General features: G+C 63.2%; 13 protein-coding genes, 1 tRNA gene and 1 pseudogene. 10 read left to right on the top strand and 5 right to left on the bottom strand.

Going from position 1 to position 12,388, the window contains the following annotated elements:
- Window position 1: 1 nt before the first annotated feature.
- From gspI to ACFOKF_RS11115, 8 genes are all read left to right on the top strand, one after another.
- Window positions 2–364 carry a type II secretion system minor pseudopilin GspI gene (gene gspI, locus ACFOKF_RS11150; protein WP_380797753.1) on the top strand — a complete coding sequence of 121 codons (363 nt, stop codon included), beginning with the start codon at window positions 2–4 and terminating at the stop codon, window positions 362–364.
- Window positions 364–1,089, top strand: coding sequence for a type II secretion system minor pseudopilin GspJ (gene gspJ, locus ACFOKF_RS11145; RefSeq protein ID WP_380795666.1), 726 nt, complete (start codon window positions 364–366; stop codon window positions 1,087–1,089). The genes gspI and gspJ overlap by 1 nt, the downstream gene beginning before the upstream one ends.
- On the top strand, window positions 1,082–2,071 hold the full coding sequence (gene gspK, locus ACFOKF_RS11140) for a type II secretion system minor pseudopilin GspK (protein ID WP_380795664.1): 990 nt from the start codon (window positions 1,082–1,084) through the stop codon (window positions 2,069–2,071). The genes gspJ and gspK overlap by 8 nt, the downstream gene beginning before the upstream one ends.
- On the top strand, window positions 2,068–3,183 hold the full coding sequence (gspL, locus tag ACFOKF_RS11135) for a type II secretion system protein GspL (RefSeq protein ID WP_380795662.1): 1,116 nt from the start codon (window positions 2,068–2,070) through the stop codon (window positions 3,181–3,183). Before gspK ends, gspL begins: the two co-directional genes overlap by 4 nt.
- A complete protein-coding gene (gene gspM / locus ACFOKF_RS11130) occupies window positions 3,180–3,668 on the top strand; it encodes a type II secretion system protein GspM (RefSeq protein ID WP_380795660.1) in 489 nt (162 codons plus the stop codon). The genes gspL and gspM overlap by 4 nt, the downstream gene beginning before the upstream one ends.
- Entirely contained in the window at window positions 3,665–4,387 is a 723-nt protein-coding gene (gene gspN / locus ACFOKF_RS11125; protein ID WP_380795658.1) for a type II secretion system protein N, read from the top strand. Before gspM ends, gspN begins: the two co-directional genes overlap by 4 nt.
- Window positions 4,384–5,127, top strand: a complete 744-nt coding sequence (locus ACFOKF_RS11120; RefSeq protein WP_380795656.1) for a prepilin peptidase — start codon at window positions 4,384–4,386, stop codon at window positions 5,125–5,127. Before gspN ends, ACFOKF_RS11120 begins: the two co-directional genes overlap by 4 nt.
- 132 nt (window positions 5,128–5,259) lie before the next feature.
- A complete protein-coding gene (locus tag ACFOKF_RS11115) occupies window positions 5,260–5,736 on the top strand; it encodes a PilZ domain-containing protein (RefSeq protein WP_380795655.1) in 477 nt (158 codons plus the stop codon).
- Window positions 5,737–5,760: 24 nt separating this feature from the next.
- On the opposite strand, the gene ACFOKF_RS11110 is transcribed toward ACFOKF_RS11115, so the two are convergent.
- Both ACFOKF_RS11110 and ACFOKF_RS11105 read right to left on the bottom strand, forming a co-directional pair.
- Entirely contained in the window at window positions 5,761–7,161 is a 1,401-nt protein-coding gene (locus ACFOKF_RS11110; protein ID WP_380795653.1) for an exopolysaccharide biosynthesis polyprenyl glycosylphosphotransferase, read from the bottom strand.
- 246 nt (window positions 7,162–7,407) lie between these two features.
- Entirely contained in the window at window positions 7,408–8,499 is a 1,092-nt protein-coding gene (locus ACFOKF_RS11105) for a glycoside hydrolase family 5 protein (protein ID WP_380795652.1), read from the bottom strand.
- A 92-nt stretch (window positions 8,500–8,591) separates the two neighbouring features.
- On the opposite strand from ACFOKF_RS11105, the gene ACFOKF_RS11100 reads away from it, so the two are divergent.
- Window positions 8,592–9,623, top strand: coding sequence for a glycosyltransferase family 2 protein (locus ACFOKF_RS11100; RefSeq protein WP_380795651.1), 1,032 nt, complete (start codon window positions 8,592–8,594; stop codon window positions 9,621–9,623).
- 345 nt (window positions 9,624–9,968) lie between these two features.
- Here ACFOKF_RS11100 and ACFOKF_RS11095 read toward each other — a convergent pair whose 3' ends face one another.
- The 3 genes from ACFOKF_RS11095 to ACFOKF_RS11085 form a co-directional block, all read right to left on the bottom strand.
- Window positions 9,969–10,958 (bottom strand): NAD-dependent epimerase/dehydratase family protein, encoded by a 990-nt coding sequence (locus tag ACFOKF_RS11095; RefSeq protein ID WP_380795650.1) that lies wholly within the window; start codon window positions 10,956–10,958, stop codon window positions 9,969–9,971.
- A gap of 257 nt (window positions 10,959–11,215) precedes the next feature.
- Window positions 11,216–11,473 (bottom strand): hypothetical protein, encoded by a 258-nt coding sequence (locus ACFOKF_RS11090; protein ID WP_380795648.1) that lies wholly within the window; start codon window positions 11,471–11,473, stop codon window positions 11,216–11,218.
- Window positions 11,474–11,513: 40 nt separating this feature from the next.
- Window positions 11,514–11,590, bottom strand: a tRNA-Pro gene (locus tag ACFOKF_RS11085).
- A 437-nt stretch (window positions 11,591–12,027) separates the two neighbouring features.
- Here ACFOKF_RS11085 and ACFOKF_RS11080 point away from each other — a divergent pair.
- A pseudogene (locus tag ACFOKF_RS11080) lies at window positions 12,028–12,351 on the top strand (BapA/Bap/LapF family prefix-like domain-containing protein); the annotation flags it as partial.
- Between the last annotated feature and the right edge of the window lie 37 nt (window positions 12,352–12,388).

The following is a 12,388-nucleotide window of genomic DNA, read 5'->3' as shown; positions in this document are numbered from 1 at the left end:
GATTCGCAAAACAGAACGCGGCTTTACTCTGTTGGAAATGCTGGTCGCGCTGGCGGTGTTCAGCCTGGCCGCGCTGGCTTTGGTGCGGTTGCAGGGGGTGACGCTGCGCACCGCCGCCGATCTGGACAGCAAGGCGCTGGGGCAGATCGTCGCGCGGAACCTGATGGTCGAGGTGCAGAGCGATCCCGTGCCGCCCTCGATCGGCGAGGAGGATGGCGAGGTCGAGAATGGCGGGCGGCGCTGGCACTGGAGCCGCAGCGTCAAGGCGATGGAAGACAGGCGGCTGTTGCAGGTCGATGTGACGGTCGATGGCCAGCCCGGCGCATCGCCCGTGGTGCTGAGTTTCGTGCGGGTGGTGGAGTGATGGTGGATTCACCGACCCCGGAATGTGCCCAGTCGCCTTCGGTCCCCGCCTTCGCGGGGACGCGATCGAGTGTCAACGATCGCGGCTTCACCATCTTCGAGCGTTCCGCCGAACACGGCTTCACGCTGATCGAACTGCTCGTTGCGCTGATGATCTTTGCGATGTTGGCGGCAGCGGGTGTGCTGTTGCTGGGCAATAGCGTGTCGGCGCAGGCGCAGATCAAGGCGCGGCTGGACGATATGGCGGCGGTGCAGCGGGCGGCCGGCGCGCTGGCCGGTGATCTGGGGCAGGCGGTGCCGCGCATCACCCGCACCGAAGCGGGCACTAATGCGCCGGCCTTCTGGGCGCATGATGACGGCGAAGGCCAGCCGGTGATGCAGTTGGTGCGCGGAGGCTGGGACAATCTGGGCGATTTGCCGCGGCCATCGCTGCAAAAGGTCGAATATTGGGTGCGGCAGGGGCGGCTGGAGCGGCGGACCTATGCGCAACTGGATGGCGCGGCGGGGGATGATCCCGCCGCGCTGCTGGAGAATGTCGAGGCGGTGACGCTGCGCTTTCGCGACGCGCGGGGGGAGTGGCTGGAGCAATGGACGCCGTCTCAACCCGACCTGTTGCCGCTTGCTGTGGAAATGACGGTGAAGCGCACCGGCGAACCGCCGGTGACGTTGCGCTTTCTGGTGGCGCCCGGCCCGATCGAGAAGATGGAGGGCGCGGCCGGTGCCTGATCCACGGAAGAACAAGGAGCGCGGCGCGGCGCTGCTGACCGTGCTGTTGCTGGTGGCGGTGATGGCGGTCGTGGCCGCCGGCGCGCTGGAGCGGGTGGCGCTGGCGACGCGCATGACCGGCAATGGCGGCGCGATCGATCAGGCGCGGGCCTATGCCGATGCGGGGGCGGAGATGGCGCGGATGCGCATCGCCGATCTGACCGCGTCCAACCCGGCGAAGATCACACTGGCGGGCGGATGGATGGGAACGCCCCAGAGCCTGCCTGTGCCCGGCGGCGTGGCGACCGTGAGCGTCAGCGATGCCGGCAATTGTTTCAACCTGAACAGCGTGGTGAGCGGCGAAAGCGAGGCTGCGCTGAAAGTTCGGCCGATCGGCGTGACCCAGTTTCAGGGGCTGTTAGAAGTTTTGGGGGTAAATGTGCGGCAGGCGCAGGCGGCCGCCGCAGGGCTGGCGGACTGGATCGACAGCGACAGCGTGCCGCAGCCGGGTGGGGCGGAAGATGAGGTCTATGCCGGCTATGCACGGCCCTATCGCACGCCCAACCGGCTGATGGTCGATCCCAGCGAATTGCGCGCGGTCGCGGGCGTGACGCCCGCCATCTATGAGTTGGTGAAGCCGTGGATTTGCGCGCTGCCGGTCACGGATTTGTCGCCGATCAACATCAATACGCTGCTGCCCGAACAGGCGCCCTTGTTCGCCATGTTGTTGCCCGGACAGCTGACAATCGCGCAGGCGCGGCAATTGCTGGCGCAGCGGCCGGCGGACGGCTACGGCAGTACGGTGCAATTCTGGGCCTTGCCGTCTCTGGCGGGGCTGTCGCCGGCGACCGAGGTGGCCGAGCAGGTGAAGTTGAAGACGGGATTTTTCGGAGTGAATGTCGCGGTGGATGTCGGGGGAACCCAGGTGGTGGAGCGGGCGCTGATCGACGCGCGGGAAAGCCCGGCGCGGCTGGTGCGGCGCAACTGGGGGGCAGGCGCATGAGCAGTCGGGATGCCCTGATCGTCGTGCTGCCTGAAGGCGACGCCGAGCCGATATGGATGCGGGTGGTGGACGGCGCGCCGATCCAGTCGGGCGCGGGGGCGAACTGGCTGGCGGCCTGTGGCGTCGCCGCCCTGCCGGACAAGGCGCGGGTGATGCTGGTGCCGCCGGCGGCCCAGGTGGCGCTGCACTGGATCGCGCATCCCGATCTTCCCGCGCGGCAGGGGCGGGCGGCGGCGCGCCTTGCCGCATTGGCGGCCAGCATCCTGCCCGCCGACCAGTTGTTCGCCGCGACCGACAGTCAGGATGATCCCGCCCGGCCGCATATCGTGGCCGTGGCCAGCCGCGCGGACATGCAGCATTGGCTGCTCTGGGCGCAGCATCATGGGCTGGACCCGGATTTGATTGTGCCTGCGCCCTTGCTGTTGCCTGAGCCGGAAGCCGGCTTCGTGCGGGGGCAGATCGGCGGAGAAACGGTGCTGCGCGGCACGGATTTGGCGCTGACGGCGGACATGGCGTTGCCTGCGCTGATCGGCGATGCGCTGGTTGCCGATGCGACGCCGGGCATGGTGGAGGGGCGAATGATGGCCGTGCTGGACGCGCCGCCGCTGGATTTGCGGCAGGGCGATTTCGCCAAGCGAGTGCGGCGCGCCGTCGACAAGCAGGCGCTGGGCCGGGTGGCGCTTTGGGCCGGCCTTATCATGCTGACCTGTTTTACGATCGCGCTGATCGGGATCGTGAAGCAGCATATGGCGACAAGCCGGCTGGATCGTGAGAGCGTGGCGCTGGCGCAGCAGGTGCTGCCGGGCGCCAGTGACGCGGCGCAGGCGCAGGTCGAACTGGAAGGGCGGCTGGCGGCGCGTGGCGCGGGGGGGCGGGCCTTTACCGCGCCGGTTTCCGGGCTGCTGGCGGCAATGCAGGATGCGCCCGGCGTGGCGCTGACCAGCCTGTCGCGCGACCCCGACGGCATGATCCGCGCGACGCTGGCGGCGGCGAAGGCGGAAGACATCAACGCGGTGCTGCTGGCGCTTCAGGCGGCGGGCTTCACCATTACGGCGACGCCGTCGCAAGACCCGGGCGGGCGCACGCTGGCGGATATTACGGTGCGATCATGATGGAACGGATAGCAACCTATTGGGGCGAACGGTCGCCCCGCGAACAATGGATGCTGGGCGTGATGTTCGCGCTGCTGGCGGCAACCCTGTTGTGGTTTGGCGTCGCTGTGCCGCTGGATCGGGCGCAACGCAGCGCACGGGCGGCGCTGGTGGAGGCGACCGATCGCAATGCGGCCATAAGGGCTGCGGTGAAGCAGTTGAAGACATTGCCGCGCACGCCGGCCGCCACGGGCGCGACCGCGCCGATCGACCAGTTTGTCGGGCAGGGCGCGGGCGAAGCCGGACTGACGCTGGAGCGGGCGCAGGCGCAGGGCAATGACCGGATGGAGATCGCCATCGCATCGGTGCGGCCGGTTGCGCTCTTTTCCTGGCTCGCGGGGCTGGAGGCGCAGGGCGTGCGGGTGGAGACGATGAGCGCGCGGCCATCTCCGACGGCGGGCAGCGTTTCGGTGCAGGCGGTGCTGGTGCGGGGAGAAGGGCAATGATGGGCCTCCTATTGTCGCGCCGGATGCGCATCATCCTGATCCTGCTGCTGTTGTTCGGCCTGTTGCTGTTCCTACCGATGCGGGTTGCGCTGGGGCTGGCGGGGCTGGAGCGGATCGGCGTTGCCGCGCGCGAGGTGCGCGGGACGGTGTGGAGTGGCCGGATCGACCAGTTGATGCTCGGCAATATGCCGCTGGGCAGCGTGCGGGCCGGGCTTTCCCCCATTTCGTTGCTGATGGGCCGCGCTCGGTTCGATGTCGCCCGGACCAAGGGGCTGCCCGACGATGTGAAGGGCGCGCTGACCGTTGGGTTCGGCCGGATCGGTGTGGATGACGTGACCGGCGCGGTGCCGCTGGGGCGGACATTCGCGCCCTTGCCGGTGGGCGGCCTGATGCTGGAGGATGTGAGCGCTTATTATAGCGGCGACACCTGCGGCCATGCCGAAGGGCGGGTGCGGGCGCGGATGGCGGGGCAGTTTCCGGGACTGAATCTGACGCAGGGGCTGTCGGGCACGGTCGCTTGCGATGGGGATGCGTTGCTGTTGCCGCTGGTCAGCCAGTCAGGACTGGAGAAGATCACCCTGCGGATCTGGCGATCGGGTCGTTATGTTGCGGAAATGCGGGTTGAAACCGCCGATCCCGCGCTGGCGGCGGTGCTGGGGCAGGCGGGCTTTGCCGGGGTCGGCAATGCGCAGTTTCTGAAGGTTGAAGGGACGCTGTGATCCAGCCGGTTGCGGCGCTGATCGGCGCGCTGGCCGGGGCGATCCTGGGCAGCTTCCTTGCGACGCTGATCCTGCGCTGGCCCCAGGGGCGGGGCGTGATGCGGGGGCGGTCGGCCTGTGATGGGTGTGGGCGCACGCTGGGCGCGCGCGATCTGATCCCGATGCTGAGCGCGCTGATGAGCAGGGGACGTTGCCGCACCTGCGGTGGCCTGATTGATCCGCTGCATGGGCGGGTGGAGGCGGGCTGTGCGATTATCGGCGCGCTGGCGATCGGATTCCGGCCCGATCTGGGCGGGATCGGCTGGGCGCTGCTCGGCTGGATGTTGCTGGCGCTGGCGGTGCTGGACTGGCGGCATTTCTGGTTGCCCGATGCGTTGACGCTGCCGCTGGCCTTTCTGGGCTTCACCATCGGAATGTGGGCGAGCGATGTGACGCTGATCGACCGGGTGATTGGTGCGGCGGTGGGTTATGGCGCGCTGCTGGGCATCGCGCTTGGCTATCGGACGCTGCGCGGGCGCGACGGGCTGGGGCTGGGCGACGCGAAGCTGCTGGGCGCGCTGGGCGCGTGGCTGGGGTGGCAGGCGCTGCCCTTCCTGTTGCTGATCGCGTCGTTGATGGGGCTGGCGGTGATGCTGGTCACAGGACGGGCGAAGCATCGGACTGCGCGCGTGCCGCTGGGCACATTTCTGGCGCTGGCGGCCGCGCCCGCCGCTTTGCTGACTGATCGCCTGATCGGATAGGCAGCCAGCGCGCCAACAGCGGGCGATCCCGATCCCCGGATCGTCATCCAATGCAGGAAATTCAGCGCTCGTTTACCGTACCGTTACCACTCTCGACTAGGCTTCAGCCCATTATCGTCGGGAATGAAGATCATGCAGACCAACATCGCCGCCAAAATCTATCCGCTGGAACGGACGGTTGACCGATTCGTCGTCAATCGCCCGTCCACGATGCGCGATCAGGAAGGGGCGCCGATCGATGTCGTGATCGAGGATATTTCCGAAACCGGCTGCCGCATCCGATCCGACGCGATCCCGGCGATCGATGATGAAATCCGCATCGGCATTGCCGGCATCGGCATTCGCAACGCGCGGGTGATCTGGAGCGACGATCGCAGTTTTGGCTGCACGTTCGATGATGCGCTGAGTGCGCATAATGTGGCGATGACGATGGAAGCGGCGACGCTGGTTCAGGGCGTTTTTGAGAAGCCCGGCATCGGTCCCGCGCCGGAGGCAACCCCGGACGGCGCGCTTGGCCCGCGCAGCAAATTGCTGATCATCGTTGGCGCCGCAGCCTTTTCCTGGCTACTGTTCCTGGGCGCGGCGAAGCTGATCCAGTTCCTGCTCTGAAAAGGTCGGTCGCTGCGCCGAACGTCAGTAGGCGTTCTTGTGCAGCACGACCTTCACGGTGAGGAACAGGATACGCAGATCGCGCAGCAGCGTCCAATCCGACACATATTCCAGATCCGCCGCCAGCCGCTTTTGCAGGTCGCTCATTTCGTGAGTCGCGCCGCGGAAGCCGCGCACCTGCGCCAGGCCGGTGATGCCGGGCTTGAGCGCGTGACGGCGCCAATATTGCCGGTCGACCTCCCAGAACAGCTGATTGCCCGCCAGTGACCCCAGCGCATGGGGGCGCGGCCCTACCAGGCTCATATCCCCCAGCAGCACGTTAAAGAGTTGCGGCAGTTCATCAATGCTGGTGCGGCGAATCAGCCGGCCGACGCGGGTGACGCGATCATCATCGCGCGATGCGGACCGGTTGCCGCTATGATCGTTCAACTCCTCGCGCATGCTGCGAAATTTGTAGATGTCGAACAGGCGGTTGCCCCGGCCGACTCGTTTCTGGCGGAAAAGGATGGATCCGGGGCTGTCGATCTTGATCGCCAGCGCCACCAGAATGAGCAGCGGCAGCAGGGCGAACAGCGCCGGCAGGGTGAAGGCCAGATCAAAAATCCGCTTCTGGAGCCGATCGGGCAGGCTGAGCGGCCCCTTGGCGATGACCAGCGTCTGGGCGCCGGCAAAATAGCCGATGCCCAGAGCGCCCAGTTCGCGCAATCCGGGCTGCGCGATTTCGCCAATGACATTGCCGCCCTTGAGGATCAGCGCCCAGTCCGACCGGCGCTCAGGCTCGCAATGTACGATGACCCGGTCATAATTGGCCAGAACCAGCCCGATTTCGTGCATTTTCATCGGGTCGTTGACATTGGCCTGCAATCCCGAGGCGTTGACGTCCAGCACGTCATGGTGCGGGCTGGGCATATGGGTTGCCGCAGGACTGTCGATGATGACCAGAACCGATTCGGTGGACGGATAGCGGCTGCGGACTGCCCGGGTGAAATAAGCCCTTGCGAGGAAAAGCAATGCTGCGGACAGGAGAATGCTGATCGAAACATTCAGTCTCGACAAATCCCTGCTCGCGCCGAGCAGGAAGACGGAGGCCATGATTACCGCGCCCGTCACGCCGATGGCGATGAGCGAGCGGCTGACGCTATATTCGATGCTTTCCAACGTGGACCGCGAATAGCCGCTGCTCATCAGGCATAATGTCAGATAGAGCGGCGCGGCCAGGAAGATGATGTCGATGCCCAGCGGCCCGGCAAAGCCCTGACGCCGCACGACTTCAGCAATGCCAAAGCCCAGCATGAGGCAAAACTGATCCATCAGCATCATCAGCAGGTACAGGCGGACGCGAAGACGATGAGTCCGGATTTTCCGCCACGGGTCGGGCAAGGCGCCCATCTGGCTTATATCGCTGAGCATCATGAGAAATCGCATCGCCCCCTGCGGAAATATCCTGGCGTCGTTGCGCCAACAGCAATCAGCGCCCAAATCCGAGAACCGGATTTGACTGAAATTTCCTCGCCGTTGCAAGTAGCTATTATTTATCCCCTTCAAAAGGCACAGAACAGCCCCAATAACCCGGCCTGGCTCACAAATGTTTCATAATCGGTCACATGCTGGTTTGACAGGGTGAAACGATCGGAAAAACAGATATGTCTCTGTCCGGGATTTGCGCCCCTATCAATCGGTCGTAGTGGCGATGGCGTTGGTGATCTCCAAAATCCATCCGCTGTCGTTCGACAGGTGAAATGTGTTGGTGAAAGACCAGGCGCAACTTTGTATCCCGATCGATGCGAAGGCGTGGCTGACCGCGCCATAATAAATGGCCCGCTGGCTGACCGATGCATAATGGATGGCGCCATATTCGCCGACGAAGGGAACGCGGCCGGTGCGGGCCATATAATCCCGCACCGTCTGTAAATCGCTGTCCAGCCGCGCATAATCCGCGGCGCTGCCGAAGGTGGCGCCCAGAGGCGGTGTTGGCGTGATATATTCAGCGCCCTGATGCGTGAAGGCGAAGGGCTCATAATAATGGAAGGTCGGCACGACATAGGGATCGTCCGGCATGGGCATGTCGCGCAGCGAATCGATATGAGAGGTGCCGCCGCCGCCGATGATGACCGGACGGGCAATATTGGTGCGCCGGATCGCGGCCAGGGCGGGCACATAGATGTCGGGCAGAGTCGCATTTGTCAGGGCGATATGGGGTTCGTTCAGCAGTTCGAACCAGACGCTGCCCGGAGCATTGAAGAATGTTTCCGCGATCTGCGCCCACATTGCGACGAATCGGTCCTTCTGGCCCACGGGGTCGGTCTGGATTTCGTCATAATGATGCATGTCGATGATGACGTTCAGGCCCGCGTCGGTCGCCCATTGCGTAACCTGGCGCACGCGCTCCATGAAACTGCTGTCGATCGTGTAGGGTGCGCGGTTGCTGGCATGCGCGGAAAACCGCGCAGGCAGGCGGACGGTGCTGAACCCGCCCGCCTTGATCATGGCGAAATCGGCCTGCCTGATCCTGCGCCCGCCGCTTCCTTCGGTCTGCAATTCCAACTGGTTGCCCATGTTCACGCATTTTCCGATCGGCAGCGCAGGTCCGGTGGTGGCGCGGGCCGATGCGATCGGGACATAGGGGAAGCTGTGGGTCGGCGTAGGAGTCGGCGTTGGTGTGGGTGTAGGCGGTGGCGTCGTTTCGGTGCCGGACGTCGATCCGCCGCCGCATCCGGCCAAAAGCAGGCTACAGACGCATAGAGTGAGGATGGAAGTGCGCAATTGTCCCCCGAACCGATTTGCGGATGCCGCCAAGCACCCTAGGCATTGTCATAATGACCCTCTATGCTTTGCTATCTCAACGAGGGCAACGCATGAACCCAATCGTATCGGTCATCATCCCCGCCTATAACGCGCAGGCGACGATTGCCGCGACCATCGGCTCCGTTCAGGCGCAGACGCTGCAAGATCTGGAAATCATGGTCGTTGACGACGGGTCGACAGACGATAGCGCTGCCATCGTGGAGAAGATGGCGGCCGGGGATCCGCGCATTCATCTGATCCGTCAGGCCAATGCCGGTGTGGCGGCGACTCGCAATGCGGCGATGGCGCGCGCGTCCGGGCAGTTTATCGCGACCCTCGATTCTGATGACATCTGGCACCCGAAAAAGCTGGCGATGCAGGTCACTGCCCTGACTCAGGCGCCGGCCCATACTGGCCTTGCTTATTGCTGGTATCGCCGCATCGATGCGATCGATCATGTCTTTCCGGGCTCATCCTCGCCTGTCATCGAAGGGCCGGTGCTGCACCAGCATCTGGAATGGAACTTCATTTCCAATGGCAGCGCGCCGATGATGCCGGCCGATCTTGCCCGATCGGTCGGGTATGACACGGTGCTGCTCCAGGGGTGCGAGGATTATATGTTCCAGCTGCGGATCGCGCAGACGCATCGTTTTCTGTGCGTGCCGGCCTATCTGGTGGGGTATCGCTACCGGCCCGACAGCCTGTCGCGCGCGACCGAAAATATGCTGCGCGGCCATCTTCAGATGTATGGGGTGCTGGACGCCGAAATGTCGAATAATGACGCCGCGCGCCGGATCATCGCATGGCGAAAGACCAAATTATTTGTCGAACTGGCGCGCAATCAGTTGCGCAAGGGCAATGTCGGATCGGCCATGGCGGCCTTTGCCAGCGCCGTTCGCATCAGTCCGCGCCATGTACCCGGCGCCCTGTGGGTGGAGATTCGCAATGCGCAGGCGATGTTCGCTCCGCCGCGCCAGCCTTTGCTGCCAACACGGCCCTTTTTGAGCTATGGCATCGATGAACCCGACGGCGCATGGGCGTCGCGCCGGTCGAAGGCCTATCTGACGCGGTTGCGCAAGCTGGATCTGGCCGGCGCCGTATAGCGCTGACCCGTGATCCTATCGATCGTACTCGTGGGTGTGTCGCGCTTCTTACGCGGTAGAGCATTTTCGAAGCAGATGGCATCATCTGCTGGCTCGGAAAATGCGGAAAACAAAAGAGAAATAGAGCATGATCCGATTCAGTATGAACGGATTATGCTCTGACCTTCGGGTCGGCTGGACAAGCTGATCCCGATTGATCGGGACTCGCCATTCATCAAGTTGCCGATCGTTGAACCTGACATAGAAAGAGCGTCGATCGAAAATGTCGATCGACGCTCTTTCTATTCCAAGTCTGGCCATGCCGCGTTAGGCCGATCCCCCCGAACCGGCCCGGACCTCTTTTAGTCAGCCCGCCAGGCGCACCGGATCCGGCGCGTCGGAGCTGGCGCCGCTCATCAACGTGTCGCGGAACCATTCCAGCGTGCGGCGCACGCCTTCCTCATAGGAAATCTTGGCTTCCCAGCCCGGCAGGATTTGACGGCAGAGCGTCAGGTCCGGGCGACGGTTGGTCGGATCCTGCGGGATGGGCGGGCACATCTTGATGCTGGCGCCCGGCACGATGTCGGCGATGAATTTCGCGACGTCCAGCACCGAAATCTCCCGGTCATTGCCGACGTTGAGCGGACCCGGATAGTCAATCTGGTCCAGCCAGAAATAGCGTTCCAGCGCATCGACAATGTCATCGACATAGCCCCAGCTGCGCGACTGAAGGCCATCGCCATAGACGGTGAGTTCGCCCGTGGTCAGCGCCTGGCTGAGGAAGTTGGACACGGCCCGTCCGTCATCGGGGCGGGTGCGCGGGCCATATACATTGAAAAGGCGTACGATCCGCAGATCGATGCCGGCGGTGCGGCGCATTTCGAACAGCAGCGATTCGGTGCAGCGCTTGCTTTCATCATAGGAAGAGCGCGGCCCGGTGCAGTCCACCTGGCCCCGATAGCTTTCGGGCTGCGGCGTGATCAGCGGGTCGCCATAGACTTCCGACGTGGAGGCGAAGCTGATGCGCCCGCCCGGCTGGATCATTTCGATGAGGTTGAGCGCGCCCACCAGGTTCGCCTTGATCGTGCGCACTGGCTCACGCATATACCATGGCGGCGAGGCGGGCGACGCCAGATGGATGATCTCGTCGAACTTCTCGGACGTCTGGAAATTTTCGACGTCGCATGTTTCGAGATGCATGCGCTGATCTTTGATATGCGTCAGATTCTGTTTCAGGCCGGTCCAGAAATTGTCGACGATGATCAGTTTTTCCATGTCGCTGCGGTTGAGCAGGCGATCGACGATGTGAGAGCCGATGAAGCCGGCCCCGCCCGTTACAAGAACCTTCTTTCCCACGTGCTACTTCCCCCTACAGAATTACACTCTATCCCCCGAGAATGCGGGTGAAGCCCACATGCAAAGAAGAGTTCCCTAAAATGCGGGCACTTCACATGTCCGTCGTGCAACGATGAATATGATCCATTATCCCAATTGGCGGCAATCCAACAATTTGAAAGATATTTGGAAACAATCTCTCATGCAAAGAGAATTTTATGCGTACGCATTGTTGTTCGGTTTTGGGGCAATTTTATAAAAAGTCGCACCAGATCAGTTCAGATGCGAAACAATATATCCAAAGGAGGGAGAGCGCTGGCGCTGATCCATTCAGGCAGAATTGCACTGTCGGCGATTTCTCCTTTCCTCCCGATATTTTTCCACTGGCCTGAAGCGACTGTCCATGGCCGGATCGCGTCCGTGATCGCCAGGGTGCCGCTGTAATGCCATGGCCTGGACATCATGGATTGCGCGGTGTCCGGTGATAATATTGCGATGCAGCATGTCGCCGCTGTCATGAGCGACTGTTGGCGCATGCTATGCGCCTGCGAAGGCAGATCGTCCTGGTCGAGAAAATGGTCGGGGAGACAGGATTCGAACCTGCGACATCCTGCTCCCAAAGCAGGCGCGCTACCAGACTGCGCTACTCCCCGACCGGCGGATTTCCGCCATCGCTGGCCGATTGCCTCCCAAGTGGAGAGGGCAATCCATTCGTCAGCTTCGCCGCCTCTTTCAAGAGGCTGTTTTATCCGGAAATTCGCTGGAATTCCTGGACGTTCCTTCATGGCCGGAGCCGGGCAAGCTGACGATTCGCCAGAGAGGGAGGGCTATAGCGATGGAGTTGATGTGCGTCTCCCCAAAAAGGACGAACGAGGATTTTTTGCCGTGGCCGGCGAAAGCCAGCGGCGAGGGCGGCTCGCAACATCCAGAGAGGAAAATCTCATCCGAAATCGGAATCCTTGCAGCGTCCCGATGCTGGCCTTGGTTTTTACCCCGGCGCTGCGTGTCTTTGTGACGTCCTGAAGACCGCGCAGCGATCCCCGTGCAACCGTCCCCCGATGGTCGCAACGGGACGAGAGAGGGATCGGTGATGGCTGCTGAGATTATCGACAAGTCGACTGGTGTGGTTGCGCAGGCTCCGGTCGAGGCCATCAGGCTGGAGCGGCCCAGCATCGTTCGACTGGATTTGAGCCCGGAGGCTGTTTCTGCTTTCGAACGGAACGGGGAAGATCTGCTCATCCGCTTGAATGACGGGCAGGTCATCAAGATCGAAGAATTTTACGCGCATTTCGACGGCGTCGACAATAATCTGGTGCTGCGCGACACGGAAGGAACCCAGTGGCTGGCCCGATCCGGCAGCCGCTTTCCCAGCTTCTCCATCCTCAATGAGATTGACGATCTTATCGCCGCAGCGGGCGCGGGCGGCGCCGGATCGTCCCTTGCCATCCCCG

The organism is Sphingobium rhizovicinum (assembly GCF_042647625.1).
In the GTDB taxonomy this organism is placed as follows: domain Bacteria; phylum Pseudomonadota; class Alphaproteobacteria; order Sphingomonadales; family Sphingomonadaceae; genus Sphingobium; species Sphingobium rhizovicinum.
Note: the sequence above shows the minus strand (reverse complement) of the source record. Positions and strands in the feature narration are given on the sequence as shown.

Excerpts from the sequence above, each read along its gene's own strand:
- ACFOKF_RS11100 (WP_380795651.1), top strand. The coding sequence starts at position 8,592 with ATGAACCCAATCGTATCGGTCATCATCCCCGCCTATAACGCGCAGGCG.
- ACFOKF_RS11090 (WP_380795648.1), bottom strand. The coding sequence starts at position 11,473 with ATGCGCCAACAGTCGCTCATGACAGCGGCGACATGCTGCATCGCAATA.
- ACFOKF_RS11115 (WP_380795655.1), top strand. The coding sequence starts at position 5,260 with ATGCAGACCAACATCGCCGCCAAAATCTATCCGCTGGAACGGACGGTT.
- gspM (WP_380795660.1), top strand. The coding sequence starts at position 3,180 with ATGATGGAACGGATAGCAACCTATTGGGGCGAACGGTCGCCCCGCGAA.
- gspJ (WP_380795666.1), top strand. The coding sequence starts at position 364 with ATGGTGGATTCACCGACCCCGGAATGTGCCCAGTCGCCTTCGGTCCCC.
- ACFOKF_RS11110 (WP_380795653.1), bottom strand. The coding sequence starts at position 7,161 with ATGCGATTTCTCATGATGCTCAGCGATATAAGCCAGATGGGCGCCTTG.
- gspN (WP_380795658.1), top strand. The coding sequence starts at position 3,665 with ATGATGGGCCTCCTATTGTCGCGCCGGATGCGCATCATCCTGATCCTG.
- gspL (WP_380795662.1), top strand. The coding sequence starts at position 2,068 with ATGAGCAGTCGGGATGCCCTGATCGTCGTGCTGCCTGAAGGCGACGCC.